This window comes from Stenotrophomonas sp. TWI587, from assembly GCF_039674145.1.
Taxonomy (GTDB): domain Bacteria; phylum Pseudomonadota; class Gammaproteobacteria; order Xanthomonadales; family Xanthomonadaceae; genus Stenotrophomonas; species Stenotrophomonas maltophilia_AY.
The window spans coordinates 33,510-60,060 of sequence record NZ_JBDJMW010000006.1 but is presented as its reverse complement, the minus strand read 5'-3'; the positions used below and the strand labels follow the sequence as shown (position 1 = coordinate 60,060).

Sequence of the window (26,551 nt, the reverse complement as noted above, 5' to 3'; positions counted from 1 at the left end):
ATCAGGACTGGGGCGGGGTGGGGGCTGCGGCGCCACCAGGCGTGTTGCCGCGCATGTCCACGTAGGCTTCGCCACGCAGTTCCTGCAGGAAGCGGTTGTACTCTTCCTCCAGCTTGCGGCGGCCGATCGTTTCACGGATCTGGGCGCGCTGGTTGTCAGTGGTGGCATCGGTCTGGCGCGTGGCGACGCGCTGGACGATGTGCCAGCCGGCATCGGTGCGGAACGGCTGGCTGACGCCACCGTCGGCGACGCCTTCAACCTGCTTGCCGAAGTCCGGACCGAACGCATCGACCGGGAACCAGCCCAGATCGCCGCCCTGGCCCTTGCTGTTGTTGTCTTCCGAGGATTCCTTGGCTACCGCATCGAACTCGGCGCCGCCGGCGATGCGGGCGCGCAGGGTATCGATCTTGGCCTTGGCCGCGGCATTGTCCTGCTGGTCGGTGATGCGGACCAGGATGTGGCGGGCGTGGTACTCGGTGATGCTCTGACCACCGCCGGCGGTGGCATTGGCGTCACGCACCTCGACCAGCTTCAGCAGCTGGAAGCCGCTCGGGCCACGCAGCGGACCGACCACGTCGCCGGTCTTCATGTCTTTCATCATCTGCGCGAACGCATTCGGGATTTCATCCAGCGAACGCCAGCCCAGATCGCCACCTTCCAGCGCGTTGGGGCTGTCCGAATAACGGACCGCGGCGGCGTTGAAGTCGATCTCACCCTTGTCCAGCAGCGCCTTCACGCCATCGGCCTTCTTCTGGCCGGTGGTGATCTGCTCGGCGGTGGCCCCTTCAGGCAGGCCGATCAGGATGTGCGCCAGGTGGTACTGGGTGCCGACCGTGGCCTGCTGCTTGAGCGCGCCGTCCACTTCGCCTTCGCTGACCGAGATGCGGCTCTGCGCGAAGCTCTGGCGCAGGCGCTGGACGGTGATCTCGTCCCGGACCGAGTTGCGGAAATCGTTGAAATCCAGGCCGTCGCTGGCCAACCGCTGGCGCAGGGCATCCAGGGTGGAGCCGTTCTGCTGGGCGATGGCGTTGATCGCCTGGTTCAGTTCCTGATCGCTGACCTTGATACCGCTGCTCTCGGCGCGGGCGACCTGCAGCTTGACCAGCACCAGACGCTCGAGCACCTGGCGGTTGAGCACGTCATCGGGCGGCAGCTGGTTTTCGCGACCGGCGTACTGCGCTTTGATGTTCTGGACGGCACGGTCCAGTTCGCTCTGCAGCACGACGTCCTCATCGACGATCGCCGCGATGCGGTCCAGACGCTGGCTCTGCTGTGCCATTACCTGCAACGGGGCCGTCGCGGAGGAGACCGCCAGCAGGGAGGCAAGGAGTACGGGAAGGGTCTTGGTCATGGGATCAGATTCGGATCGTAGTCATCGCGGGCCGCACCGGTGTTGCTGGGCGGCACCAGATAGAGGTCGTCTCGGTAGTAGCCGAGAATAGCACGGCGCAAGGTGCGGTCCGTGTTCTGGCCGATGGAGCTCAGGCCCTTGAGCACGAACTCGATCTGGAAGGAGTTGTTGAGCTCGCCTTCGCGGTTGCGCACGTAGCGGCGGGCGATGGCGCGAACGGCCAGGCAGCAGCTGTCCCACTGCACGCCGCCGATGATTTCCAGCGGCGCGCGGTCCTGGATGGAGTAGTAGTAGCGGCCGACCAGGCTCCAGCGCTCGTTGAGCGGATAGAGGAAGGACAGGTCGGCCTGTTCCAGCAGGGTGCGGTCGCGACGGGCGGCGGTGGCCGACGCCTGCGGATTCAAGCGGCTGCGGTAGGTCAGGTTGACGATGCCGTCGTTGGACATCAGGTAGCGCGCGCGTACGCTGGCCAGGTCCTCACGCTTGTACTTGGGATCCCACTGATAGGTGGCACCCAAGGTCCAGCGGTCGTTGATCATGTAGTTCGTATCGGCGATCCACGCCGACTTGCCCTGCTCGACCGGCGTCTCGCCGCGGTTGAGCGTGACCCGCGAATCATCGAAATACAGGATCTGACCGATGCTGCCGGAGAAGCGCTCTTTGCCGGTGTCCTGGTCGATGAAGCGGGTGCTCAGCGCCATGGTCAGCTGGTTGGCGTCGTTCTGCCGATCGGCGCCGGAATAGCGCGAGTCGCGGAACAGCTGGCCCCAGCTGAAGGTGAAGTCGCGCGTATCGAAGACCGGCAGCTCGCTCTGGTCGCGGTACGGCGTACGCAGGTAGAACAGGCGCGGTTCCAGCGTATGCAGGAAGCGGGTGTCGCCGATGGTCGTCTCGCGGTCGAAGAACAGGCCCGCGTCGATCGTGCCGATCGGCAGGCTGCGGCTCGGCGAGGTGTTGCCACGCAGCTGCTCCGGTGTCGCCGTCGCCGGATCGATGCCGGCTGCGACCAGGTTCTGCCGACGGATGTCATCGGCCAGCCCGCGCTCCAGGTCATAGCCGGTGTAGCGGTAGGCCAAGGTCGGGGTGACATACCAAGCCGCGCCGCTGAATGGCATCGAGACATACGGCTTGACGTCCAGGCGTGAGCCGCCATCCACGGCGCGTGACACGCCGGTGCGCTCGTATTCCTGTTCCACGCCGAACTTCTCGTGCACATCCAGATGGGTGAAGTTCACCGCCTCGGCATACACGCCGGTTTCCAGCCAGGGCAGCAGCGGCTTGTCCCAGTTGACGAACAGGCGCGGCTGGCGGGCATACGGCAGGGACGTTTCGGTCAGCGTGTAATCGGTGAGCTGCCAGTAGTCGGCCATCAGGCCGCCCGTCCAGTTCTCGCCGGTGCCGTAGATGCCGATCTGGCTCTGCAGGTTGGAGGTGGTCACGCCGAGCAGCTTGTTGGAGAAATCCTCCAGATAGCGCTCGTCGCTGACCCAGGCCAGGCTGGCACGGGCCTGCCAGTTGGCATTGATGTTGTGGTACCCGCCAAACTCCACGCGGCCGCGATCCTTGTCGCGCAGCTTGTCGTTGGGCAGGTAGGCGGTGAGCAGCTCGCCGCGGCCACCGTCGTAGAGATAGCGGAACTCGTTGTCGAGCATGAAACCGCGCTTGCTCATGTAGCGCGGCATCAGGGTGTCGTCGAAGTTCGGCGCCAGGTTCAGATAGATCGGCTGGGTGTAGTCGAAGCCGTTGCGGCCGGACAGGCCGATCTGCGGGTAGAGCAGGCCGGTCTGGCGGCGATCATCGATCGGGAACTTGAAGTACGGCGCCCACAGCACCGGCACCTTGCCGATGCGCAGCACCGCGTTGCGCGCGGTACCGAAACCGGCGTCGTTATCGACCTCGATCTGCGGCGCCGAGAGCTTCCACACCGGCTGCGAGGGGTCGCAGGTGGTGTAGGTGGAGCGATGCATCTGGCCGACTGCACCCTGCAGGTCGATCGACTCGGCCCCGCCATTGCCGCGGCGGGACACCAGCTGGTACTGGATGTCGCTGATCTTGTGGGTGTCGCTTTCCTGGTTGCCCTCGGCGCGACGGGCCTTCATCCGGATCGAGGAGTCCTGGTAGCGGACATTGCCCTCGGCGACGTAATTGCCGCTCTCGGTATCAAAGCTCAGGTTGTCGGTCCCCAGGAACTGGTCGCCGCGCTTGAGCGCGACGTTGCCCTGGTAGTTGGGCACCACGGAGGTACCGGTGAGTTGGTCACCCTCGATATCGGTCGGCTGCTGGTCACGCGTGGCGGCCGCGGCTTTGTCGGCCTTGGGCGCATCGTCGAACACGGGCAGCACGTCGGTAACCGGGCACAGGCCCCAGTTCACCGGCTTGTCGTCGGCCAGGGCCGGCAGGCAGATGGCGATACTGAGGGGGAGGGGCAGCAGGCGGAGGGCTCGGCGCACGCGGTATCGGATTCGGGCGAAAACGGATCGTAGCTTGCCCCATCCCTTGCATAGGGGCAATGAAGGTCGCGCCGATGCAGGGGGCCGGGTTCATTCGCCACCCGGACCGGGCGGCCTCAGCGCAGCTGCCCGACGTGGGCCACACTGCACTCGGCCAAGGCCTGCAGGTCGTATCCGCCCTCGAGCATGGAGACGATCCGGCCGGCGCCGTGGCGCCGGGCCAGGCCGCGCAGCTCGGCGGTGATCCAGGCGAAATCCTCGGTTTCCAGCATGAGGTCGGCCTGCGGGTCGCGCATGTGCGCGTCGAAACCGGCCGAGATCAGCAGCAGCTGGGGCCGGAAATCGTCGATGGCCGGCAGCATCTCGTCGGCCCAGGTGTTGCGGAAGCGGAAGCCGCCACTGCCCGGCGGCAGCAGGATGTTCATCAGGTTGCCGGCCCCGCGGTCGCGGCGCAGGCCCGAATTCGGGAACAGCCCGGCCTGGTGGGTGCTGTAGTAGGCCACGCGGGGATCGGCGATGAATATGTCCTGGGTGCCGTTGCCGTGGTGGACGTCGAAATCGACGATGGCGATCCGTTCCAGCCCATAACGGTCGCGGGCGTAGGCGGCCGCGATGGCGATGTTGTTGAACAGGCAGAAGCCCATCGCCGTGCTGGCGCTGGCGTGGTGGCCGGGCGGGCGCACGGCGCAGAAGGCGACCGGGTCACTGCCGAGCATCACCGCATCGACGGCCGCCACCCCGGCACCGGCCGCGTGCAGGGCCGCGCTGGCCGAGCCGGGCGAGGTCATGGTGTCCATGTCGATCAGGCGCAGCGGCTCGGTCTGCGGCGTGAGCACCAGATCGATCAGCTCGCTGTCGTGTACACGGGCTAGCTCGCCGAGCTTGGCCGGCGGGGCCTCGCGCCAGTCCAGCTGGTCCGGATAGGCCGTCTTGAGCGCATCCAGCACCCCCTGCAGGCGAGCCGGGCATTCGGGATGGCCGCGGCCGGGATCGTGTTGCAGACAGGCGGGGTGGGTGAAAACCAGCATGCGGGCAGGGTATCCGGTGGGGCGGCAGGGCCGCTCAGGCGTGGCGGCGCTCGTGGCGCCAGAGCACCTCGCCGTGGCCGTCGGCGCGGGCCAGCACGCGCGCGAGCACGAACAGCAGGTCCGACAGGCGGTTGAGATAGTGCAGCGTTTCCGGGCGGACCGTTTCCCGGCGCGCCAGCGTGACCGTCTCGCGTTCGGCGCGGCGCACGATGGTGCGGGCCAGGTGGCAGCGCGCGGCCGCTTCGCCACCGGCCGGCAGGATGAACTCCTTGAGCACCGGCAGATCGGCATTGTAGTGGTCCAGCTGCTGTTCCAGCGCGTCGATGTCGGCGGCGTGGATCGCGTCATGGCCCGGGATGCACAGCTCGCCGCCCAGATCGAACAGCTGGTGCTGGATCACCGTCAGCAGCGCGCGCACATCGTCCGGAAGCCCGACGGCCAGCAGTACGCCCAGCGCCGAGTTGGCTTCATCCACCGTACCGTAGGCGGCTACCCGGGCGTCATCCTTGGCCACGCGGCTGCCATCGCCCAGGCCGGTGCTGCCATCGTCACCGGTGCGCGTATAGATGCGGGAAAGGCGGTTGCCCATCGGCGAGCCCGGCCGCGCTCAGTGCAGCACGTCGCGGCGCGCCTGCAGCAGCTTGCCGACCTGCTCGGTCGCCAGCTGCAGCGCCGCGGCCAGGCCGACATAGACCGCGGCGGTGCGCAGGTACGGCAGGAACCAGTCGCCATAGTTCTTCGCCCAACCGTCGACGGTCGGGGCGGCCACGCTGTCGCTGGTCCAGTAGAAGCCACCCTGTGCGAACAGATGGCAGACCGCGACGGCGGCGACCAGCAGCAGGGCGCCCTTGCCCAGCGCCACCCAGGTGGCACCGTGGTAGCCGCCGCGCAGCAGCATGCCGCCGCTCCACATGGCGAAGTACGCCGGCAGCAGCATCCAGTAGCCCGGGGAGACGCAGTAGTGCTGCCAGAAGTCCAGCCCGCTGTGGCGGATCACGATCCAGTCGACCAGCACCGCTAGCGCCATCAGCAACGGGAAGGCCCAGCGGGTCCACTGGCGCAGGTAGAAGCCGCCGATGAAGAACACCGCCCAGGACGCATCCGGAATCGCCGCGAAATGGTTGACCCGCGTGGCCGCCATCAACAGCACGAGCACGGACAGGACGAAGGCGCGTTGGGCAGTGGAGGTCATGGCGGTGACGGGTGAGGGCAGGCATTCATTCTAGCGCCTGCTGCGGCAGCCCGCCGCACGCCGCCGGAACGGGCGAACCCTTATCATGGCGGGCATGAGTGAACGACATGATGTAGTGATCGTAGGCGGCGGGCTGGTCGGTGCCAGCCTGGCCATCGCCCTGGACCGTGCCGGTCGTGATGTCGGCCTGGTCGAGGCCTCGCCGCTGGGCACGCTGCCGGCGGTGTTCGACCAGCGCAACCTCAGCTTCGCCGCCGCGACGGTCAATGCGCTGACCGCGCTGGGCGTGATGCAGAAGCTGACCGGTGCGCCCGGCGCGATCACCCGTATCCATGTCAGCCGCGCCGGCGATTTCGGCCGGGTACAGATGGAGGCCGCGCAGTACCAGCGCCCGTGGTTCGGGCAGGTGGTGGTGGCCCGCGACTTCGGCCAGGCGCTGGAGGCCCGGCTGGACACGCTGACCCACCTGACCCGCTATCGCCCGGCCCGGTTCGTGCGCCTCGGCGAGACGGTGGACGGCTATCGCCAGGTCTTCATCGCCGATGAAGGTGGCGAGCGTTGCCTGTTGGCGCGCCTGGTGGTGGGGGCCGACGGTACCCGCAGCGGTGTGCGCGAGGCCCTGGGCATCGAGGTGGACGAACATGATTTCGAGCAGACCCTGTTCGTCTCGCGCGTGCGTGCCGCCCGGGCGCCGGATGGCACTGCCTACGAGCGCTTCACCGACACCGGCCCGACCGCGTTGCTGCCGCGTGGCGACCGTCACTTCGGCGCGGTGCACGGCGTTGCCCGTGACCAGGCCGAGGCCGTGATGGCGCTGGACGATGCGGCGTGGGTCAGCCGTCTGCAGGGCGCGATCGGCTGGCGTGCGGGCCGGCTGCTGGAGAGTGGGCCACGCAGCGCATACCCCTTGATCCAGGTGCTGTCACGGGCGCTGGTTGGCGAACGCGCGGTGCTGCTCGGCAATGCCGCGCAGACGATTCACCCGCTGGGTGCGCAGGGCTTCAACCTGGGCCTGCGCGATGCGCTGACGCTGGCCGAGCTGGTTGCCGAGGCTGACGACGCCGGCAGCGATGCGCTGCTGCAGCAACACGTGGCACGTCGAATCGAAGATCGCGAGCAGACCATCGCCTTCTCTGGCGGGCTGGCGCGGCTGACCAGCAACCCGGCGCCGCTGATGCGCCCGCTGCGCTCGCTTGGCCTGCTGGCCGCCCACGCGACGCCGATGCAGTCGATGCTGGTCGGTGGCGCGATGGGCTTCCGCGGCCAGGTACCCGCGCTGTGCCGCGGAGGCGGCCTGTGAGCCGGCGCCCGCAGGATGTGGTGGTGGTCGGTGGCGGCGTGGTCGGCGCGGCCTGCGCGCTGGCACTGGCCGATGCCGGGCTGTCGGTGACGCTGGTCGAAGGTCGAGAACCGGCTGCCTGGCAGCCGCAGCAACCGGATCTGCGCGTGTATGCCTTCGCGCCGGACAACGCGCAGTTGCTTGCAACGCTGGGCGTGTGGCCGGCGGTGACCGCCGCGCGTGCCTGTGCCTACCGCCGCATGCGGGTCTGGGATGCGGCCGGCGGCGATGAACTGCGCTTTGATGCCGATACGCTTGGCCGTGAACAACTGGGCTGGATCGTGGAGAACGATCTGCTGGTGGACCGCTTGTGGGCGGCACTGCCGGCTGCGGGTGTGCAGCTGTGCTGCCCGGCGCGGGTGGAAGCGCTGGAGCAGGACGCCAACGGCGTGCGCCTGCGCCTGGATGACGGCCGTCGGCTCGAGGCCTCGCTGGCGATCGCCGCCGACGGTGCCGAATCCACGCTGCGCCGCTTGGCGGGGCTGGAGGTCAGCCGGCACGACTACGCCCAGCGTGGCGTGGTTGCCTACGTGGATACCGAAAAGAACAATGAAGCCACTGCGTGGCAGCGCTTCCTGGTGACCGGCCCGCTGGCGGTACTGCCGATCAGCGCACAGCGCAGTTCCATCGTATGGACGCTGCCCGATGCCGAGGCCGAGCGTGTGCTGGCACTGGAGGATGCGGCGTTCGGCCGCGAACTCACCAACGCGTTCGCCGGCCGCCTGGGCGCGATGACACTGGCCTCCAGGCGCGCGGCCTTCCCGCTGCGTCGGCAGCTCGCCACCGGCTATGTCGCCGGCCGCGTGCTCGCGCTCGGCGATGCGGCGCACGTGGTGCATCCGCTGGCCGGGCAGGGCGTCAATCTCGGCCTGCGCGATGTCGCCGCATTGCGGACGATGGTGCTGGCCGCACAGCAGCGCCGCCAGGACTGGATGTCACCGCACCGCCTGCAGCGCTGGGCGCGTGAACGCCGCAGTGAAAACACCATCGCTGCGTACAGCTTCGATGCGATCAACACGGTGTTCTCCAACGATGAAATGCACCTGACCTTGGCGCGGGGCCGCGCGCTGGGCTGCGCGGGCAAGCTGCCGCCGCTGGTATCGATGTTCTGGAAGCGCGCGGCCGGCTTGTAAGCCCGGGCTCAGTCGATCAGCCAGCCGGCCAGGTCGGCGCGGTCCAGCTTGCCACGTCGCTTCACGTCCAGCGCGTTGAATTCATCGGCCAGCGTCGGATTGGCCTGCGCCTCGGCGCGGCTGATGAAGCCATCGCCGTCGACATCCAGCGCAGCGAACGCGATGCGGTACTGGCCGACCACGCTTACCGGCTGCACCGAACGCACCGTCACGGCGGCTTCGCCGGCGGGTGCGGCCAGCGTCACCTGATGGGTCACCTCGCCTTGCGACAACGGCTGCGCGCGCACGCTCACCGGCACCTCGCGCAACGGCTCGCTGACGGCCGGCGATGGGGTGTGGACCTGGGCCAGCGCGAGCGTGGGCAGCAGGGACAGCAGCAGGGTGAGGCGGGATCGGCGTCGCATGGAAACTCCGTACATGACGTGGGGGCGCCGGGCATGGCCCGGCGCGACCGGTGCTGTGCCTGGGTCAGCGCAGCGGCGAGGCCAGCACCGTGATTTCTTCGCGGTCGTGATACAGCTGCTTGGCGCGCAGGTGCAGCGGTTTGCCGGCCTGTTCCTGGAACAGCTCCAGGCACAGGCGGGTTTCATCCCAGCGCTTTTTCATCGGCAGCTTGAGGTTGAAGATCGCGTGCTTGCACCAGCCCTCGCGGAACCAGGTCGCCATGCGCTCGGCCACGCGGCGCGGCTGTTCCACCATGTCGCAGACCATCCAGTCCAGCGGCGTCTCCGGCTGCCAGTGGAAGCCGTCGGCGCGCAGATGTTCCACCAGACCGGTTTCCAGTACGTGCTCGCGCAGGGGGCCGTTGTCCACGCTGATCACTTTCACGTGCTGGCGCGTCAACACCCAGGTCCAACCGCCCGGAGCAGCGCCCAGATCGGCCGCGCGCATGCCTGGCTTGACCAACAGTTCGCGTTCTTCCGGCGTCATCAGGGTGAGCAGGGCTTCATCCAGCTTCAGTGCCGAGCGCGAAGGCGCATCGGGCAGCAGCTTCAGGCGCGGAATGCCCAGCGGCCACGGCGCGCTGTCGCGGGTATCGGCCACGCACACAAACGCATGGCGACCATCGACGAACACGATGTGCAGACGCGGCAGGCCGGTGTTGGGCTTGTCGGTCAGCAGGCCGGCCTTGCGCAGCGCCGGGCGCAGCGCATTGCCGAATGCGCGGGCCAGGCCGGCCAGCGGCTTGCCTTCGTCCGAGTCCGGATGCTCGACCCACATGTCGCCGAAACGCTGCTGGCCCTGAAGCGCGGCAATGATCGGGGTGATGCGGTCGGCGGCATCGAGCTGCGGCAGCTCGGCCAGCACCTGCAGCTTCTGACGGGCGAAGATCAGCGAGCGCCAGGACAGGGCCTTGGACAGCGCGGCGCCTTCCTCGGTGACGAACACCACGTAGCCGTCGTTGCGCTGGGTACGCGCATAGCCGGCCACGTTGGCATAGGCGGCGCGTTCGGACAGCTCAGCGGCCAGTTCCGGTTCGAAGCCTTGCCTGCACAGGCACAGCAGGCCGCTCACGAACGTGCGCCTGAAGCGCGGAAATCAGTAATGCGCACCGTTGGTTTCTCCATACTGGCGCAGGACCGCGCGCGCTGCGTCGCGCTCGATGTCGCGCACGACCTCGATACCACGCTTGTTGAGTTCGCCGATCCAGTCCGCCGGCAGCGGGCCTTCATCGAACGGGGTCAGTTCTTCCACATCCTGCGAGCTGGCACCGATCAGCAAACGATCGATGCCCGCCCAGACGGTGGCGCCGTAGCACTGGCAGCACGGCTGCGAGGAGGTCGCCAGGGTGATCGGCGACAACACATCGTTCAGTCGTGGCGTCTGCAGGCGCTGCTGGGCCAGCATGTAGGCCATGTTTTCGGCATGCGCCAGCGAGGTCGTATGCGGGACCACACGGTTCACGCCAGCGGCGATCACGCGGTGGTCCGGCCCAAACACCACGGCGCCGAAGGGGCCGCCGGTCTGCGCCTCGACATTCAGGCGCGACAGTTCGATCGCCAGCGCGACCTTGTCGGCATCCTCGGGATAGACACGGCCCAGATCGATCTGGTCGTGGATCCAGGCGGGCAGGGTGAGATGGACTTGCGCGTACAGCATCGGGACATGAACCTCTTCAAAGATGGAGCAGCGGCAGTGTATCGGGCCGCGCCCAGGGATGCCGTGCCCGCGCTGAACGCGGCCACGCGCACGCCGGCGCAGGGCTGCGCCGGTCGCAGGGGGATCGTGAGCGCAGGCCCTGTCATTGCAGGGCCGCGCAGGGGAATGCAGGGGCCGGTGCCAGGCACCGGCCGGGAGCAGCTTACGCCGACCAGGTATCGCGCAGGGTCACGCTGCGGTTGAACACCGGCTTGGCCGCGGTGTGATCGCGGCGGTCGGCCACGAAGTAGCCGGTCCGCTCGAACTGGAACGACTGCTCCGGGGCGGCAGTGGCCGCGGCCGGCTCGACATAGCCGGTAACGGTGCGGCGCGAGTCCGGATTGAGGTAATCGCGGTAGGTCTTGCCCTCGGATTCGTCGTCCGGGTTGGCCACCAAGAACAGACGGTCGTACAGGCGGATCTCGGCCGGCACCGCATGCACGGCGCTGACCCAGTGGATGGTGCCCTTGACCTTGCGGTTGGCGCCTTCCATGCCCGGGCGCGATTCCGGATCCAGCCAGCCGCGCAGCTCGGTGATGGTGCCGTCGGCGTCCTTGATCACCTCATCGCAGCGGATGATGCCAGCGCCGCGCAGGCGCACTTCGCCGCCCGGTACGAGGCGCTTCCAGCCCTTCGGCGGGACCTCGGCGAAATCCTCGCGCTCGATCCACAGCTCACGTGCGAACGGCACCTCGCGGGTCCCGAATGCTTCGTCCTTGGGATGGTTGGCGAAGGTCAGGGTCTCTGCGTGACCCTCCGGCAGGTTGGTCAGCACCAGCTTGACCGGATCGACCACCGCCATGCGGCGCGCGGCAGCACTGTCGAGGTCTTCGCGCAGCGCGCCTTCCAGCACGCTGAAGTCGATCAGCGAGTTCTGCTTGCTGATGCCCACGCGCTCGGCGAACAGGCGCATCGCGGCCGGGGTGTAGCCGCGGCGACGCAGGCCCTGCAGGGTCGGCATGCGCGGGTCTTCCCAGCCATCCACCAGCTGCTCGGTCACCAGCGCCATCAGCTTGCGCTTGCTCATCACCGTGTAGTTGATGTTCAACCGCGAGAATTCGATCTGGCGCGGCTTGGCGGCTTCACGCGGCAGACCGCGATCGACCAGCGGCTGGGTCAGCGCGGCGTTGTGGGCGAAATCGACGTTGTCCACGCACCAGTCGTACAGCGGGCGGTGGTCTTCGAACTCCAGCGTGCACAGCGAGTGGGTGATGCCCTCGATGGAATCGCCCAGCGCATGCGCGAAGTCGTACATCGGGTAGATCGGCCACGCGTTGCCGGTGTTCTGATGTTCGACATGCTTGATCCGGTACAGGGCCGGGTCGCGCAGGTTGATGTTGCCGCTGGCCATGTCGATCTTGGCGCGCACGGTGCGCGCACCATCCGGGAACTCGCCGGCGCGCATGCGCGCGAACAGGTCCAGGTTTTCTTCGACGCTGCGCTCGCGGAACGGCGACGGACGGCCCGGCTCGGTCAAGGTGCCGCGGTAGGCGCGCACTTCCTCGGCCGACAGGTCACACACATACGCCTTGCCATCGGTGATCAGCTTCTGCGCGGCCAGGTAATAGGCATCGAAGTAATCCGAGGCATGCCGCAGCTCGTTCCACTCAAAGCCCAGCCAGCGCACATCGTCCTGGATCGCGGCCACGTACTCCGGGTCTTCCTTGGCCGGGTTGGTGTCGTCGAAACGCAGGTTGCACACACCGTTGAATTCACCGGCGATACCGAAGTTCAGGCAGATCGACTTGGCATGGCCGATGTGCAGGTAGCCGTTCGGCTCGGGCGGGAAGCGCGTCTTGATCGCGGCATGCTTGCCGGCGGCCAGGTCCTCGCGGACGATCTGACGGATGAAATCCCGTTTTTCCTGGGCTTCCGGAAGGGCGTCGGTGGGGGCGGCGGTAGGCTCGGACATGATGCGCGGTCGCAGTTAAAAGGCAGAAAGACCAACAGTTTAGCCTGTCGGGGGTGGGCTTGCCCGGCCGCGTGGGTCGGCATGCCTTCAGCCCCCGGGCGTATGCTGGGCCCATGCCCTCCGGAGCCGCCCCATGCACGTGATCTACCAGGCAGACAACCTGTTCGACGCCCATCTGGTCAAACACGCCCTGGAGGACGCCGGCATCCCCGCGTTCGTCTTCGGGGAATCGCTGCTGGGCGGCATGGGCGAGCTCCCGCTGTTCGGCGTCCTGCGCGTCTGCGTGCCGGATCTGGCCCGTCCCGAGGCGGAAGACATCGTCGCCCGACTGGACTTGGGCGCGGCCCCGGACGACCCCATATTGGACGGAGACGAAAGCGCCGGCCTGTTGCCGGCCTAGGAGAACGCCATGTTGGGTATTGGAAACGGTCTGTTGGGCATCGGCGCCTTCAAGCAGCGCCTGCCGCGCCCGGAAGAAGCGTTGCCCGGCCGCGAGCAGCCCCTGCCGTTGCTGCACAACCAGCATTTCGTCAACAGCCACCCGCTCAAGGACAGCTTCACCGGCTTGGCGCGCATCCGCTTCGCCATGGGCTGCTTCTGGGGCGCCGAGCGCAAATTCTGGACCATCCCCGGCGTCTACTCGACCTCGGTCGGCTACGCCGGCGGCGTCACCCCGAACCCCACCTACGAAGAAGTCTGCTCCGGCCTGACCGGGCACACCGAAATCGTCGAGGTCGTCTACGACCCGGCCATCGTCCCCCTCGAGCGCCTCCTCCAGGTCTTCTGGGAAAGCCACGACCCCACCCAGGGCATGCGCCAGGGCAACGACACCGGCACCCAGTACCGCTCCGCGATCCACGCCACCACCCAGGCCCAGCACGATGCCGCCCTGACCAGCCGCGACGCCTACCAGCAGCGCCTCAACGACAGCGGCTACGGCGCCATCACCACCGAGCTCGCCTTCCCCGCGCCCGAGTACTACTACGCCGAGGACTACCACCAGCAGTACCTCGCCAAGAACCCCAACGGCTACTGCGGCATCGGCGGCACCGGTGTCAGCTGCCCCATCGGCGTGGATGCCTGACAACGCAGAGAGCCGACCAACGGTCGGCTCTTACAGTTCCAAACAAAAGACCCCGCATGAGCGGGGCCATTTGTCGTGCAGCCATCCAACCGCCAGCGCTTACAACCGCTCGCGGATCGTCTGCCGCAACGCCTCCAGATCCTTCGCGAACGCATCGATGCCGCTCGCCAGCTTCTCCGTCGCCATCGGATCAGCCGCCAGATCGGCCGCAAACCGCGCCCCATCGATCGGCGTCACCTGCACGGATTCCGCCGCACCGGCCACCAGTTTGCGCGGCAGCTCGCCCTGATCGGCGTCCAGCTTCTCCAGCAGATCCGGCGAAATCGTCAGACGATCGCAGCCCGCCAGCGCCTCGATCTGCGCCGTCGAACGGAACGAGGCGCCCATCACCACCGTGGGCGAACCGCGGCGCTTGAACTCGGCATACACACCGCGCACGAACACCACACCCGGGTCTTCATCGATGGTGGCCGGCGCCTGCCCGTTGGCCACGTACCAATCCAGAATGCGGCCCACGAACGGCGAAATCAGGAACGCACCGGCCTCGCTGCAGGCCAGCGCCTGGGTCGGATTGAAGATCAGCGTCAGGTTGCAGTCGATCCCCTCGGCCTGCAGCTGACGCGCCGCTTCCACGCCTTCCCAGGTCGCGGCGATCTTGATCAGCACCTTGCTGCGCGGTACACCGGCCGCCTCGTACATCGCGATGAACTGGCGTGCCTTGGCCACCGTCGCCGCCGTATCGTGGGCCTGGTCCGCATCGACCTCGGTCGAGACACGGCCCGGCACCAGCGTGCTGAGCAGGGTGCCCACGCCCACGGTCAGGCGATCGGCCACCGCGTGCACGATGGTCTCGCGCTCACCGGTCTGCTCGCGGCCCCAGGCCAGCGCGCTCTCGATCAGGTCGGCATACACCGGCAGATCCAGCGCCTTCTTCACCAGGGTGGGATTGGTCGTGCAGTCGACCGGCTTCAAGCGCTTGATCGCCTCGTAATCGCCGGTATCGGCAACCACCACGGACAGATCACGCAACTGGGAGAGTTTGGACAGCGAAACGGTGCTCATTGCAACTCCTGGGACGAACGGTGGAGCCTGCGCGGCGACGCAGCAGGCAGGGATCAGGCGTGGGACTGATGGTGGACGGCGGTCACGCGCAGGCGCAGCTTGCGTCCACCCGGAGCGTCCCAATCCATGGTCTGGCCGACCGACAGGCCCAGCAGGGCAGTGCCCACCGGCGCAAGGATGGAGACCTTGCCCTGTTCAACATCGGCTTCGCGCGGATAGACCAGCGTCAGCACGTGTTTTTCATTCTGAAGCTCATCTTCGCACTCCACGCGCGAATGCATCATGACGGTGCCCTCGGGCATCGCTTCCGGCGCCACAACGGTCGCGCGGTTGAGTTCCTGGGCCAGGGCGAGCGCGGCAGGTGTCTGCGCCACGGCGGGGGATTCGAGCATGGCATCCAGGCGGTCCATGTCGTGGCTTGAAACGATGATCGAGGGGGGCAGTCCGCTGGAAGTGGACATGGTGTAGCTCCTTGCGTGTGTGGAAGACCCATGTAAAAAGGCGGCGCCTGCTGGCACCGCCTCGTTCTATTGTGCTGACAATCGTGGACGGATGCGACCCGTCCGGCGTATCGGTCACGCCGGACGGTTCAGCCCGGCTCAGACAGCGCGGGCGCTGCGTGTCTCACCGGCACCCGGGACATCGGTGGTCTCCAGCGCGAACAGGCCCTGCGGCAGCCGTTTGAACTGCTGGGCCAGCTGCTCCAGGAAGCCGGTCATCGCGGAACTGCGGCGCCAGACCATCGCGATGCGGCGGCTGGGACGGTCATCGCCGCTGAAATCCAGCAGCCGGATGTTCTCCGATCGTGGCACCGGCGGCTTGACCGAGAGCGTGGGCAGCAGGGTGATGCCCACATCGGCGGCCACCATCTGCCGCAGCGTCTCCAGGCTGGTCGCGCGGAACTCCGATTTTTCATTGGCGCCGAACAACCGGCAGACCGCCAACGCCTGGTCGCGCAGGCAGTGCCCGTCCTCCAGCAGCAGCAGCTTCTGCGAGGACAGCTCCTGCACATCCAGATGCTGGCGGCGCGCCAGCGGGTGCTGCCCGGACACGGCCAGCAGGAAGGGCTCCTCGAACAGGAATTCCGCATGCAGCTGGTCATCATCCAGCGGCAGCGCCAACAGCGCCGCATCCAGCTTGCCTTCGCGCAGGCGCGCCAGCAGCTCGTCGCTCTTTTCCTCGACCAGCAGCAGCTCCAGCTGCGGGAAACGCTCGCGGATGTTGGGGATCACATGCGGCAGCAGGTACGGGCCGAGCGTGGGGAAGATCCCCAGCCGCACCGTACCGGCTTCCGGATCGCGGCTGCGCCGCGCGGCTTCCTTCATCTGCTCCACCTCGGCCACGATGGTGCGCGCACGCGCCGCCGCTTCCACCCCGGCCGGGGTCAGCATGACTTTGCGCGGTGCGCGTTCCACCAGCGGCAACCCCAGTTCATCCTCGAGCTTGCGGATCTGGGTGGACAGCGTGGGTTGGCTGACGAAGCAGGCGGCAGCCGCCTTGCCGAAATGGCGGTGGTCGGCCAGCGCCACCAGATACTTCAAATCACGTAGGTTCATTTCCTTGGACCTCTCACGGCAATGGACCGGGTGATGGCGTGGCTACCCAGCAGACAGACAAGGTTCCCGGCGAACCGGGAACCGAAACGTTTCAGGCAGCTTCGGCGACAGCGCCGCTGCTCTTGGGAACGGAGGTGCGGATCAGGTGATCAAAGGCGCTCAGTGCCGCAGTGGAACCGGCGCCCATCGCGATGACGATCTGCTTGTACGGAACGGTTGTGCAATCGCCTGCGGCGAAGACACCCGGCACGCTGGTCTGGCCGCGGTCATCGATCAGGATCTCGCCACGCGGTGACAGCGCCACCGTGTCCTTCAACCACTCGGTATTGGGCAGAAGACCGATCTGCACGAAGATGCCTTCCAGTTCCACCCGGTGCGAATCGCCACCGATACGGTCCTGGTAGACCAGGCCCGTCACCTTCTGGCCATCGCCCAGCACTTCCTGGGTCAGGGCGCTGGTGATGATGGTGACGTTGCCCAGACTGCGCAGCTTCTTCTGCAGTACTTCATCGGCCCGCAGTTTGTCATCAAATTCCAGAAGGGTCACATGCGTCACAAGGCCCGCCAGATCGATCGCTGCTTCCACGCCAGAGTTGCCACCGCCGATCACCGCGACACGCTTGCCCTTGAACAACGGACCGTCGCAATGCGGGCAGTACGCCACGCCTTTGTTGCGGTACTGATCTTCGCCGGGCACGTTCATCTGGCGCCAGCGTGCACCGGTGGACAGGATCACCGAACGCGACTTCAGCGACGCGCCGTTCTCCAGCTTGATCTCGACCAGGCCATCATCGCCGGCCGGCACCAGCGCAGTGGCGCGCTGCAGGTTCATGATGTCCACCTCGTACTCGCGCACATGCTGTTCCAGTGCGGCGGCGAGCTTCGGGCCTTCGGTCTCCTTGACGGAGATGAAGTTCTCGATCGCCATCGTATCCAGCACCTGGCCACCGAAACGTTCAGCGGCGACACCGGTGCGGATGCCCTTGCGTGCGGCATAGATCGCCGCGGCCGCACCGGCCGGACCACCGCCCACCACCAGCACGTCGAACGGCGCCTTGGTGCTGAGCTTTTCGGCATCGCGCTTGGACGCACCGGTATCCAGCTTGGCCACGATCTGCTCCAGCGTCATGCGGCCCTGATCGAACACCTCACCGTTGAGGTACACGGTCGGCACGGACATGATCTGGCGCGCTTCGACCTCGGCCGGGAACAGCCCGCCATCGATCGCCACGTGCTGGATGCGCGGGTTCAGCACCGCAGCCAGGTTCAGTGCCTGGACCACGTCCGGGCAGTTCTGGCAGGACAGCGAGAAGTAGGTTTCGAAGCGGTAGTCGCCTTCGAGATTGCGCACCTGCTCGATCAGCTCGGCGGTGGCCTTGGACGGATGGCCGCCGACCTGCAGCAGGGCCAGCACCAGCGAGGTGAACTCATGGCCCATCGGCAGGCCCGCGAACACCAGATGGATGTCCTGGCCCGGCGTGGTCAGCGCGAACGACGGCGTGCGCTCGTCGCTGTCGCGACGCACGTCCAGGCGGATCTGCGTGGAGAGCGTGGTCAGCGTGTTCAGCAGCTCGAGCATCTCCTGCGACTTGGCGCCGTCATCCACGTGCGCCGTGATCTGGATCGGACGGGTGACACGTTCCAGATAGGTCTTCAGCTGGGACTGGAGGTTGGCATCCAACATCGAAAAACTCCTTGAATCAGGCAAGGGGGCAGCGTCGACGCACCCCGCGGGTGCATCTGCGCGACATGGGGGTGAACCGAAACCGGCGCGTGGGCACCGGCTTGGGTTCACCCCCATCCCCGGCGGGCGGGGATGGGGATGAGATGCGGCTTAGATCTTGCCGACCAGGTCCAGCGACGGGGTCAGGGTCTTTTCGCCTTCCTTCCACTTGGCCGGGCACACCTGGTTCGGGTTGGCGGCGGTGAACTGGGCAGCCTTCAGCTTGCGCAGGGTCTCGGAGACGTCACGGGCGATCTCGTTGGAATGGATCTCCAGGGTCTTGATCACGCCTTCCGGGTTGATGATGAAGGTGCCGCGCAGGGCCAGGCCTTCTTCCGGAATGTGCACGCCGAAGGCGTTGGTCAGCTGGTGGGTCGGATCGCCGACCAGCGGGAACTGGGCCTTGCCGACGGCCGGCGAGGTTTCGTGCCACACCTTGTGCGAGAAGTGCGTGTCGGTGGTGACGATGTAGACCTCGGCACCGGCCTTCTGGAACTCGGCGTAATGATCGGCGGCGTCTTCAATCTCGGTCGGGCAGTTGAAGGTGAACGCGGCCGGCATGAAGATCAGCACGGACCAGTGACCCTTCAGGGTGCTGTCGGAGACCTTGATGAACTCGCCGTTCTGGTAGGCGTTGGCTTCGAACGGCTGGATCTGGGTGTTGATGAGCGACATCGTTGTTCCTCTTGGTGAAGGGGTGGGTGAAGCGACCAACACAGGTTAGCGGCTCTATTCCCATAAGGACAATCCATTGATTGCATCTATGCGATAGACGTAGGCTATCAAAATGCACTGATCCTAAAATGGATGCTGATGGGCTGATCAGTCACAACCGTTGCAGCGCAATGACTTTCCGGTACAACGCGCTCCCCGGGGCAATAGCCTGCGCATATGCGTTGGGCTGACAACCTGAACGGTCGCGGCGGGGACGGCGGCAAACGCCCGGGATTTCCGGCCGAAATCGATAGCCGGTGCAAATCCATATTGGTCCGGCGATGCCTGGATTCAATCGCAGCCCGGGTCGCGGATGGCGTGACCTGGCGAGCAGCCTCCGCGCTGCCGTGGACTACACTGCGCGCCCCGCTGCCGCTCTGATCCTCCATGACCGCCGCCCCGCCAGACGTCCGCCACCTGCTCGCCGATGCCGCCACCCGCCTGCCCGGCGTGGAAGGCCGGCACGAGGCCGAGCTGTTGCTGCTGCATGTGCTGGAACGGGAGCGCAGCTGGTTGTTCGCACATGCCACCGATCCGGTCGAACCGGCCCACATGGCGGCCTTCGAGGCGCTGCTGGCCAAACGCCTGGCCGGTGAGCCGGTGGCGTACCTGCTGGGCCGCCGCGGGTTCTGGACGCTGGATCTGGAGGTCAGCCCGGCCACCCTGATCCCGCGCCCGGAAACCGAGCTGCTGGTCGAGCTCGCGGTGGCGCGATTGCCCGAGGGCGCTGCGCTGCGAGTGGCCGACCTCGGCACCGGCAGTGGCGCGATTGCGCTGGCCTTGGCCAGCGAGCGCCCGCAGGCGCAGGTAATCGCGACCGACCTCAGCGAGGCGGCCCTGGCGGTCGCCGCGCGCAACGCGCAGCGTCATGCGCTGGGCAACGTCCGCTTCCGGCAGGGCGCGTGGTACGCACCGCTGGCCGGTGAGTGCTTCGATCTGATCGCCACCAATCCACCGTACATCGCCAGCGACGACCCGCACCTGGCCCAGGGCGACCTGCGCTTCGAACCGGCCACCGCACTGGCCTCCGGCCACGATGGGCTGGATGACATCCGGATGATCATCGACGGTGCGGCAGCGCACCTGCTACCCGGCGGCTGGCTGCTGATCGAACACGGATGGGACCAGGGCGATGCGATCCGCGCGCTGCTGCAGCAGGCCGGTTTCCAGTCGGTCGCCACCGAACGCGATCTGGAACAGCGTGACCGGGTGAGCCTGGGCTGTCTGCCCGCGTAATCGCGTGCCGGTCCTGCGTCGAGCCCGAGGCTAGAATGACCTGTCCGCCGCGCAGCGCGATGCGGCGACTGTCATTCCACATGGAGCTTCTGTCATGCGTACGCTGTATCCCGCCATCACCCCTTACGACGTCGGCACCCTGAAGGTCGATGACCGCCACACGCTGTACTTCGAGCAGTGCGGCAATCCCGACGGCAAGCCGGTGGTGATGCTGCACGGTGGCCCGGGCGGCGGTTGCAGCGACAAAATGCGCCAGTTCCATGACCCGGCCAAGTACCGGATCATCCTGTTCGATCAGCGCGGCGCCGGCCGTTCCACGCCGCATGCGGACCTGGTCGACAACACCACCTGGGATCTGGTCGCAGACATCGAGAAACTGCGCGAGCACCTCAAGGTGGATCGTTGGCAGGTCTTCGGCGGCAGCTGGGGCTCGACCCTGGCGCTGGCCTACGCGCAGACCCACCCGCAGCGCGTGACCGAACTGGTGCTGCGCGGCATCTTCATGCTGCGCCGCTGGGAGCTGGAGTGGTTCTACCAGGAAGGCGCCAACCGCCTGTTCCCGGATGCGTGGGAGCACTACCTCAAGCCGATCCCGGCGGTGGAGCGCCATGACCTGATCTCGGCCTTCCACCGCCGCCTGACCAGTGACGACGAAGCCACCCGCCTGGCCGCAGCCAAGGCATGGAGCGTGTGGGAAGGCGCGACCAGCTTCCTGCACGTGGACGACGACTTCGTGAACAGCCACCAGGATCCGCAGTTCGCGCTGGCCTTCGCCCGCATCGAGAACCACTACTTCGTCAACGGTGGTTTCTTCGAGGTGGAAGAACAGCTGCTGCGCGACGCGCACCGCATCGCCGATATCCCCGGCGTGATCGTGCACGGCCGCTACGACGTGGTCTGCCCGCTGCAGAGCGCGTGGGAGCTGCACAAGGCGTGGCCGAAATCGACGCTGGAGATCAGCCCGGCCTCGGGTCACTCCGCGTTCGAAGCGGAGAACGTCGACGCGCTGGTGCGGGCGACGGATCGCTTCGCGGGTTGATGGGGGTGTGCCGATCACGACCGTTGGTCGTGATCGGCAGGTCACCAGTTCCCCGCCAACAACGCCTCGGCCAACACCTGCAGCTTCGGTGAGGCCTGCCGCGAGGGTGGATACACCAGCGACAGCACCCGGCTGCGGCCCTCGAAGGGCTGCAGCACCCGCTGCAGCCGCCCCTCGGCCAGTGCATCGGCCACCGCGAAATCCATCACCTGCACGATGCCGATCCCGGCCAGCGCGCCTTCCACCAGTGGGTCGCCGCTGTCGAACACCATCCGCGCCGGCGGGGTGAACTCACGCAACCGGCCCTGGGCCTCTCGGAACTGCCAATCCACCAACCGCCCGCTGCGCAGATTGCGCACCGCCAGGCAGGCATGGTCGTGCAGCGCATCCACTGTGGCCGGCTCCCCGTGCTGCGCGATGTAGGCCGGGGAAGCGACCGTGACCCAGTTCAATGGCCGCAGGGGGCGCGCCACCATGCGCACGTCGCTGATCGGCCCGGTGCGCAGCGCCGCGTCGAAGCCTTCTTCGACCAGATCGACCAGCCGGTCGTTGAGCACCAGCTCGAACTGCAACTGTGGGTGCGTGGCCATCAACTGCCCGGTCAGCGGCACCAGGACCTTGCGCCCGAACATCGACGGCGCCGTCAGCTTCAACACGCCCGACGGCGTGGAGGGGCGATCACCCAGCCGCCGCTCGGCATCGTCCAGCCCGCTCAGCAGCGGCGCGCAGTGCTCGACGAACTGACGCCCATCCGGGGTCAGGCTCACGTTGCGGGTGTTGCGGTGGAGCAGGCGCACGCCGAGTGCGCTCTCCAGGCGGCTGATCGCCCTCGACAGCCCGGATTGGCTGATCCCCAGCTGGCCGGCGGCAACGGTGAAGCTGCGCGCGTCGGCCACCTGCACCAGCATGCGCACGGCGTTGAGGTCCATCGCTCCTCCGATTCATGCGGATATGCATGACAGATATCGAAGTATCCGGGTTTATTTATGCAGCGTCATCAATGAGACTGCCCACCTCCTTACGTTCCACCGAGTCGGCATGACCTCCCCCCTGACCCCCGTTGGCGCACCGGCGCCGGCGTTCCCGCGCCTCGCCCTGGCCTTGCTGGCCACTGCCCAGCTGATCATCGCACTGGATTCCACGATCATCTTTGTCGCCCTGCACGAGATGGGCGCGCAGCTGCACATCAATGCCCAGCAGCTGCAGTGGATCGTCAGTGGCTACACGGTGGCGTTCGGTGGTTGCCTGCTGCTGGGCGGCCGCGCGGCCGATCTGCTGGGCCGCCGCCGGGTCTACCGGCTGGGCATGGCGTTGTTCGCGCTGGCCTCCCTGGTCGGTGGGTTCAGCAACAGCGCGTGGCTGCTGATCGCGGCCCGGGCCGTGCAGGGCATCGGCGCGGCGTTGCTGTTCCCGGCCACGCTGGCGCTGATCAACACGATCTACGCCGAAGGCGCGCCGCGCAATCGCGCGCTGGCGATCTGGTCGATGGCCAGCGCCGGCGGCCTGGCCTTGGGCACGCTGCTCGGTGGCGTGCTGACCCAGAGCTTCGGGTGGGCCTCGGTCCTGCTGGTGATCGTGCCATTTGCCGGCGGCTGCGCGCTGCTCGGCGGCTGGTGGCTGCCGCGCGATCCTGCGCCGCTGGCGGGCCGCTCGTTCGATCTGGCCGGCTGCGTGACGGTCACCCTCGGCGGCAGCCTGCTGGTCACCACCTTGGTCCAAGGCCCGGAATGGGGCTGGTCGGCGCCGCGCACGCTGATCTGCCTGGTCGTCTCGGCGGTGATGCTGGCCGCGTTCGTGCAGATCGAACGCCGCAGCCGCGACCCGCTGATGCAGTTCTCGCTGCTGCGCCTGCGCAGCCTGCGCGCGGCGATGCTGCTGACGATGCTGTTCATGAGCAGCTACGGTGTGCAGTACTACTTCCTGGCGCTGTACTACCAGGATGGCTACGGCTGGAGTGCATTGCAGGCCGGCCTGGCGTTCCTGCCGCCGACACTGGTGTGCACGTTCGGCATCCGCATCGCCGAACGCATGCTCGCGCAGCGTTCGCCGCGCCAGGTGCTGACGGTGGGCATGCTGGCCGGTGCGATCGGCATCGCCGCAGTCGCCGTCGCGCTGCCCTATGGCGCCACCTACTGGGCGCTGCTGCCGGGCATCGTGGTGCTCAGCCTCGGCCAGGGCATTACCTGGACGGCGATGTGGATCGTGGCCGGGCAGGGCGTGCCCGCCACGCAGCAGGGCGTGGCCTCGGGCATGGCGGCCACCGCGCAGCAGATCGGCGGCGCGCTGGGCCTGGCGCTGCTGGTGATGCTGGCCAACGCCGGTCGCGGCAGTGCCGGTGCCAGCAGTGAGGCGGCGCTGCAGGGCATGATCCATGCGCAGTACGGTGCGGCCGTGTTCGCGCTGCTGGGTGTGGGCGTGGCCCTGTGGCTGCGTCCGGGCCGTTGAGCCCATCGACGGAGGCCGCAGCAATCGGGACCTGTTGACCCGTCTGGCGAACCAGCTGCTATCGCACGCTCACCGCATGCATCACGGGCGCGGCAGTGCCTCCAGCTGCGGCTGCAGCGCGGTGAAGATGCGTGCCAGGCGCTGCGCCCAGGCCTGCTGCCCGGCGGCATCGGCAATCAGGTCCTGGCGGATCTCCAGTTCCACGTGCACCAGCCCGCGGCCTTCGCCATGCACCGGCACGGCATAGTCGCTCGTGCTGCTGACCGCGTAGGGCTGGTTGTCGCCCACCACCAGGTCCCCTTCTTCGCGGAGCGCCTGCAGCAGGGCACGCGCAAAGCGCGTATCGCGGTGGTACAGCACGCCGGCATGCCAGGGCCGCGCGGCGTCGTTCATCACCGGCGTGAAGCTGTGCATCATCACCAGCAACGTCGGCCGGGCCTGCACTTGGCGCGCGTCCAGCTCGGCATCGATGCGTGCATGGTAGGGCGCGTGGATCGCGTCGATGCGCTGCTGGCGCTGCCGTTCTGACAGGTTCTGGTTGCCGGGAATCACGGTGAGGTCGCTGATCGCCGGCATCAGCGTGGGCGAGGCCAGCGGCCGGTTGCAGTCGATCACCAGCCGCGAGTACGTCTGCGTGATCGCCCACGCATCGAGCAGGCGCGCCAGTTCAACCGTGACCCCGGCGATGCCGATGTCCCAGCCGATGTGTCGGTCCCGTTCGCGCTGCGGCAGGCCGAGTTCGGCCAACGCCGCCGGCACCTGCTGGCCGGCATGGTCGGCGATCAGCAGATACGACGAGCGGCCCTGTGCCTGATGCACGGTGAACGGCGCCGGGTCGTCCGGCCCGAGCAGTGACGCACCGGTGTGCGGATGGGCAAACGCATCAGCCACGCGGGGTGCCGTCCAGATGGTGTTCGATCATCCACAGGCCAGCCCACAGCTTGGCGTCCAGCTCGTAACCCTCGCCCATTTTCTCGACCAGCCACGCGGCGGCGCGCGCGCGCGGAATCTCGTGCACGGTGATGTCTTCGCTGGCATCGCCACCGCCCTCACCGATCTTGCGCAGGCCGGTGGCACGTACGAAGGCGATTTTTTCGCTGCTGGCACCGGAGGAGGTCGGGCCGATCATCAGCACCTCGGCGTGATCGGCCGTCCAGCCGGTTTCTTCCTCCAGCTCGCGCACGGCCGAGATCTCGATCGACTCGCCGGCATCGATGTCGCCGACCAGGCCGGCCGGCATCTCGATGGTCCTGGCCTGCAGCGGGACGCGGAACTGTTCGACGAACAGCACCGTGTCGTGCGGGGTGACTGCGATGATGATCGCGGCCAGACCGCCGGCGTGGGTGCGCTCGCTGTACTCCCACGTGCCGCGCACGACCATGCGCTGGTACTTGCCTTCAAACACGACCTTCGGGGCTTGCGTATCGGGGCTCATGCGAACTCACTGGCAACGGAAGAAGAATCGGACAGGCCGGCGGCGGTAAACAGGCGGCGCCGGGTCAACGGCCCGAACCGCAGTGCATCGCACAGCCCCTGCAGCATCTGCGCATCGGCGACGCCACGGCTGAAATCGACGGCAGCGCCGCCCAGCGGCGCATCCAGTGCGATGGTGGTCAGCTGGCGCCACAGCAGCGCGTGCTCGCGCTGTTCACGCAGCCGCACCGCCATCTGCGCCGCTCCGCGCAGCCGCAGGAAGGGCACTTCGTCCAGACGCTCGTACAGCACGTCCAGGCTGCCGAAATGGGCCAGCAGCACCGCAGCGGATTTGGCACCCACGCCGGTCACGCCGGGAATGTTGTCGACCGCATCGCCGCACAGCGCCAGATAGTCGGCGATCTGGTGCGCATGCACGCCGTGGCGGGCTTTGACCCCGGCCATGCCCCAGCGCTGGTTGCGCGCGTAATCCCACTGCTCGTCGTGTTCGAACAGCAGCTGCGAGAGGTCCTTGTCGGCGGAGATGATCACCCCCCTCATGCCGGCGTCGCGGCGCGCATGCAGGGCACTGCCGATCAGGTCGTCGGCCTCGTATTCGTGGTGGGCCAGCACCGGCAGACCAAGCGCGGTGCACAGCGCCTTGCAGTGCGCGAACTGGCGGCGCAACGCATCGGGCGCGGGGTCGCGGTTGGCCTTGTAGGCGGCGTAGATCCGGTGCCGGAAACAGCTGTCCAGAGCTTCATCGAAGGCGATGGCGATGTTGGCCGGGCGCTCGCGCTCGAGCAGGTCGAGCAGGAACCGCGCAAAGCCGTGCACGGCATTGGTCGGCCAGCCCTGCTGATCCTGGAACTCATCGGGCATCGAATGCCACGCGCGGAACACATACAGGCTGGCATCGACCAGGTACAACGGCGCGCGCAGCGGCGGTGATGCCATGCCGGGGCCGGCAGCGAGGGCGGACATCTCAGCCCTCCCAGTCCTGCAGCAGCGCGGCAGGGTCCGGGCGCTCGCGTTCGGGTACCTCGGTCTTCGGCGTGCCGATGTGGATGAAGCCTGCGATCTGCTCGCCCTCGGCCAGGCCCAGGTGGGCATGCACGGCCGGGTCGAAGGCCATCCAGGCGGTCAGCCACTGCGCGCCGAAGCCGAATGCCTGCGCGGCCTGCAGCAGGGCAAAGCAGACGCAGCCGGCGGTCATCAGCTGTTCGGCCTCGGGCACCTTGGGGCTGGGCCGCGGGCTGGCGATGACGGTGATGATCAGCGGGGCATGGGAGAAACGCTGGCGGTCCTTGTCCAGCTGGGCGGCGGACACCTGGGGGTCGCGTTGGACGGCGCGCTCGGCCAGGAACGCACCCAGACTGTGACGTGCATCACCGGTGATCCGCAGGAAGCGGTAGGGCACCAGCTTGCCGTGGTCGGGTACGCGCACCGCCGAGGTGAGCATCCGCGACAGGGTGTCCGGATCCGGGCCGGGTTCGCCCAGTTGCTTGGCGGGGACCGAACGACGGGCGTCCAGGGCATGCAGAGCGGGGGGGACGGACATGGGTTCTCAATCAGGCTTCACGATGCCCCGATTATAGTCGTCCGTGTTTGTGACACGGCCTTGGGCGATCTCGGTGCAATTTGCGACAAAGCGTGATGAACATCACCTAATCAGCGGACTTCCTTCACGTGGCTGTACTCGCTTCCACGCCCTGCTGCGCTTACGATACAAGGC

26 protein-coding genes are annotated in these 26,551 nt (G+C 67.4%); 7 read left to right on the top strand and 19 right to left on the bottom strand.

What is annotated here, in order from left to right:
* Window position 1 precedes the first annotated feature (1 nt).
* The 5 genes from ABE464_RS11550 to ABE464_RS11530 form a co-directional block, all read right to left on the bottom strand.
* Window positions 2-1,351, bottom strand: a complete 1,350-nt coding sequence (locus ABE464_RS11550) for a peptidylprolyl isomerase (RefSeq protein WP_346472066.1) — start codon at window positions 1,349-1,351, stop codon at window positions 2-4.
* Window positions 1,348-3,801, bottom strand: coding sequence for an LPS-assembly protein LptD (gene lptD, locus ABE464_RS11545; protein WP_346472065.1), 2,454 nt, complete (start codon window positions 3,799-3,801; stop codon window positions 1,348-1,350). Before lptD ends, ABE464_RS11550 begins: the two co-directional genes overlap by 4 nt.
* Before the next feature lie 116 nt (window positions 3,802-3,917).
* Window positions 3,918-4,829, bottom strand: a complete 912-nt coding sequence (locus ABE464_RS11540) for a histone deacetylase family protein (RefSeq protein ID WP_346472064.1) — start codon at window positions 4,827-4,829, stop codon at window positions 3,918-3,920.
* A 34-nt stretch (window positions 4,830-4,863) separates the two neighbouring features.
* Window positions 4,864-5,418, bottom strand: a complete 555-nt coding sequence (locus tag ABE464_RS11535) for a cob(I)yrinic acid a,c-diamide adenosyltransferase (RefSeq protein ID WP_346472063.1) — start codon at window positions 5,416-5,418, stop codon at window positions 4,864-4,866.
* An 18-nt stretch (window positions 5,419-5,436) separates the two neighbouring features.
* On the bottom strand, window positions 5,437-6,021 hold the full coding sequence (locus ABE464_RS11530) for a hypothetical protein (RefSeq protein WP_346472062.1): 585 nt from the start codon (window positions 6,019-6,021) through the stop codon (window positions 5,437-5,439).
* A 94-nt stretch (window positions 6,022-6,115) separates the two neighbouring features.
* Between ABE464_RS11530 and ubiH the strand changes: the two genes are divergently transcribed.
* Both ubiH and ABE464_RS11520 read left to right on the top strand, forming a co-directional pair.
* Window positions 6,116-7,321 (top strand): 2-octaprenyl-6-methoxyphenyl hydroxylase, encoded by a 1,206-nt coding sequence (gene ubiH, locus ABE464_RS11525; protein WP_346472061.1) that lies wholly within the window; start codon window positions 6,116-6,118, stop codon window positions 7,319-7,321.
* The gene (locus ABE464_RS11520; RefSeq protein WP_346472060.1) at window positions 7,318-8,493 is read left to right on the top strand and encodes a UbiH/UbiF family hydroxylase; all 1,176 of its coding nucleotides are present in this window, start codon (window positions 7,318-7,320) and stop codon (window positions 8,491-8,493) included. The genes ubiH and ABE464_RS11520 overlap by 4 nt, the downstream gene beginning before the upstream one ends.
* An 8-nt stretch (window positions 8,494-8,501) precedes the next feature.
* Here ABE464_RS11520 and ABE464_RS11515 read toward each other — a convergent pair whose 3' ends face one another.
* The 4 genes from ABE464_RS11515 to ABE464_RS11500 form a co-directional block, all read right to left on the bottom strand.
* Window positions 8,502-8,897, bottom strand: coding sequence for an EF-hand domain-containing protein (locus ABE464_RS11515; RefSeq protein WP_346472059.1), 396 nt, complete (start codon window positions 8,895-8,897; stop codon window positions 8,502-8,504).
* Window positions 8,898-8,961: 64 nt separating this feature from the next.
* On the bottom strand, window positions 8,962-10,008 hold the full coding sequence (gene rlmM, locus ABE464_RS11510; RefSeq protein WP_121042813.1) for a 23S rRNA (cytidine(2498)-2'-O)-methyltransferase RlmM: 1,047 nt from the start codon (window positions 10,006-10,008) through the stop codon (window positions 8,962-8,964).
* 24 nt (window positions 10,009-10,032) lie between these two features.
* The gene (locus ABE464_RS11505) at window positions 10,033-10,593 is read right to left on the bottom strand and encodes a nucleoside deaminase (RefSeq protein ID WP_346472058.1); all 561 of its coding nucleotides are present in this window, start codon (window positions 10,591-10,593) and stop codon (window positions 10,033-10,035) included.
* Window positions 10,594-10,795: 202 nt separating this feature from the next.
* The gene (locus tag ABE464_RS11500) at window positions 10,796-12,544 is read right to left on the bottom strand and encodes a glutamine--tRNA ligase/YqeY domain fusion protein (protein ID WP_346472057.1); all 1,749 of its coding nucleotides are present in this window, start codon (window positions 12,542-12,544) and stop codon (window positions 10,796-10,798) included.
* 133 nt (window positions 12,545-12,677) lie between these two features.
* Here ABE464_RS11500 and ABE464_RS11495 point away from each other — a divergent pair, with 133 nt between their 5' ends.
* On the top strand, window positions 12,678-12,944 hold the full coding sequence (locus tag ABE464_RS11495; RefSeq protein WP_346472056.1) for a DUF2007 domain-containing protein: 267 nt from the start codon (window positions 12,678-12,680) through the stop codon (window positions 12,942-12,944).
* 30 nt (window positions 12,945-12,974) lie between these two features.
* Window positions 12,975-13,628, top strand: a complete 654-nt coding sequence (gene msrA, locus ABE464_RS11490) for a peptide-methionine (S)-S-oxide reductase MsrA (protein ID WP_346472222.1) — start codon at window positions 12,975-12,977, stop codon at window positions 13,626-13,628.
* Between the two features lie 99 nt (window positions 13,629-13,727).
* On the opposite strand, the gene ABE464_RS11485 is transcribed toward msrA, so the two are convergent.
* From ABE464_RS11485 to ahpC, 5 genes are all read right to left on the bottom strand, one after another.
* Window positions 13,728-14,690 carry a transaldolase gene (locus ABE464_RS11485; RefSeq protein ID WP_346472055.1) on the bottom strand — a complete coding sequence of 321 codons (963 nt, stop codon included), beginning with the start codon at window positions 14,688-14,690 and terminating at the stop codon, window positions 13,728-13,730.
* 53 nt (window positions 14,691-14,743) lie between these two features.
* On the bottom strand, window positions 14,744-15,151 hold the full coding sequence (gene rnk / locus ABE464_RS11480) for a nucleoside diphosphate kinase regulator (protein WP_346472054.1): 408 nt from the start codon (window positions 15,149-15,151) through the stop codon (window positions 14,744-14,746).
* Between the two features lie 138 nt (window positions 15,152-15,289).
* Entirely contained in the window at window positions 15,290-16,246 is a 957-nt protein-coding gene (gene oxyR, locus ABE464_RS11475; protein ID WP_346472053.1) for a DNA-binding transcriptional regulator OxyR, read from the bottom strand.
* 91 nt (window positions 16,247-16,337) lie between these two features.
* Complete coding sequence (gene ahpF / locus ABE464_RS11470; RefSeq protein WP_346472052.1) at window positions 16,338-17,930, bottom strand: alkyl hydroperoxide reductase subunit F; 1,593 nt, start codon at window positions 17,928-17,930, stop codon at window positions 16,338-16,340.
* A 150-nt stretch (window positions 17,931-18,080) separates the two neighbouring features.
* On the bottom strand, window positions 18,081-18,644 hold the full coding sequence (gene ahpC / locus ABE464_RS11465) for an alkyl hydroperoxide reductase subunit C (RefSeq protein ID WP_121044636.1): 564 nt from the start codon (window positions 18,642-18,644) through the stop codon (window positions 18,081-18,083).
* Window positions 18,645-19,070: 426 nt separating this feature from the next.
* Here ahpC and prmC point away from each other — a divergent pair, with 426 nt between their 5' ends.
* Window positions 19,071-19,919, top strand: coding sequence for a peptide chain release factor N(5)-glutamine methyltransferase (gene prmC, locus ABE464_RS11460; RefSeq protein ID WP_346472051.1), 849 nt, complete (start codon window positions 19,071-19,073; stop codon window positions 19,917-19,919).
* 94 nt (window positions 19,920-20,013) lie between these two features.
* Complete coding sequence (gene pip / locus ABE464_RS11455) at window positions 20,014-20,958, top strand: prolyl aminopeptidase (protein WP_346472050.1); 945 nt, start codon at window positions 20,014-20,016, stop codon at window positions 20,956-20,958.
* Between the two features lie 41 nt (window positions 20,959-20,999).
* Here pip and ABE464_RS11450 read toward each other — a convergent pair whose 3' ends face one another.
* Complete coding sequence (locus tag ABE464_RS11450) at window positions 21,000-21,887, bottom strand: LysR family transcriptional regulator (RefSeq protein ID WP_346472049.1); 888 nt, start codon at window positions 21,885-21,887, stop codon at window positions 21,000-21,002.
* Between the two features lie 109 nt (window positions 21,888-21,996).
* Here ABE464_RS11450 and ABE464_RS11445 point away from each other — a divergent pair, with 109 nt between their 5' ends.
* Entirely contained in the window at window positions 21,997-23,403 is a 1,407-nt protein-coding gene (locus tag ABE464_RS11445) for an MFS transporter (RefSeq protein ID WP_346472048.1), read from the top strand.
* A gap of 81 nt (window positions 23,404-23,484) precedes the next feature.
* Here ABE464_RS11445 and ABE464_RS11440 read toward each other — a convergent pair whose 3' ends face one another.
* Genes ABE464_RS11440 through ABE464_RS11425 form a run of 4 tightly spaced genes read right to left on the bottom strand, consistent with a single transcriptional unit; the run spans window position 23,485 to window position 26,377 of the window.
* A complete protein-coding gene (locus ABE464_RS11440; protein ID WP_346472047.1) occupies window positions 23,485-24,294 on the bottom strand; it encodes an N-formylglutamate amidohydrolase in 810 nt (269 codons plus the stop codon).
* On the bottom strand, window positions 24,287-24,838 hold the full coding sequence (locus ABE464_RS11435) for an NUDIX hydrolase (RefSeq protein WP_346472046.1): 552 nt from the start codon (window positions 24,836-24,838) through the stop codon (window positions 24,287-24,289). Before ABE464_RS11435 ends, ABE464_RS11440 begins: the two co-directional genes overlap by 8 nt.
* A complete protein-coding gene (locus ABE464_RS11430) occupies window positions 24,835-25,773 on the bottom strand; it encodes a 5'-3' exonuclease H3TH domain-containing protein (RefSeq protein ID WP_346472221.1) in 939 nt (312 codons plus the stop codon). Before ABE464_RS11430 ends, ABE464_RS11435 begins: the two co-directional genes overlap by 4 nt.
* 28 nt (window positions 25,774-25,801) lie before the next feature.
* Window positions 25,802-26,377 carry a nitroreductase gene (locus ABE464_RS11425; RefSeq protein WP_346472045.1) on the bottom strand — a complete coding sequence of 192 codons (576 nt, stop codon included), beginning with the start codon at window positions 26,375-26,377 and terminating at the stop codon, window positions 25,802-25,804.
* Between the last annotated feature and the right edge of the window lie 174 nt (window positions 26,378-26,551).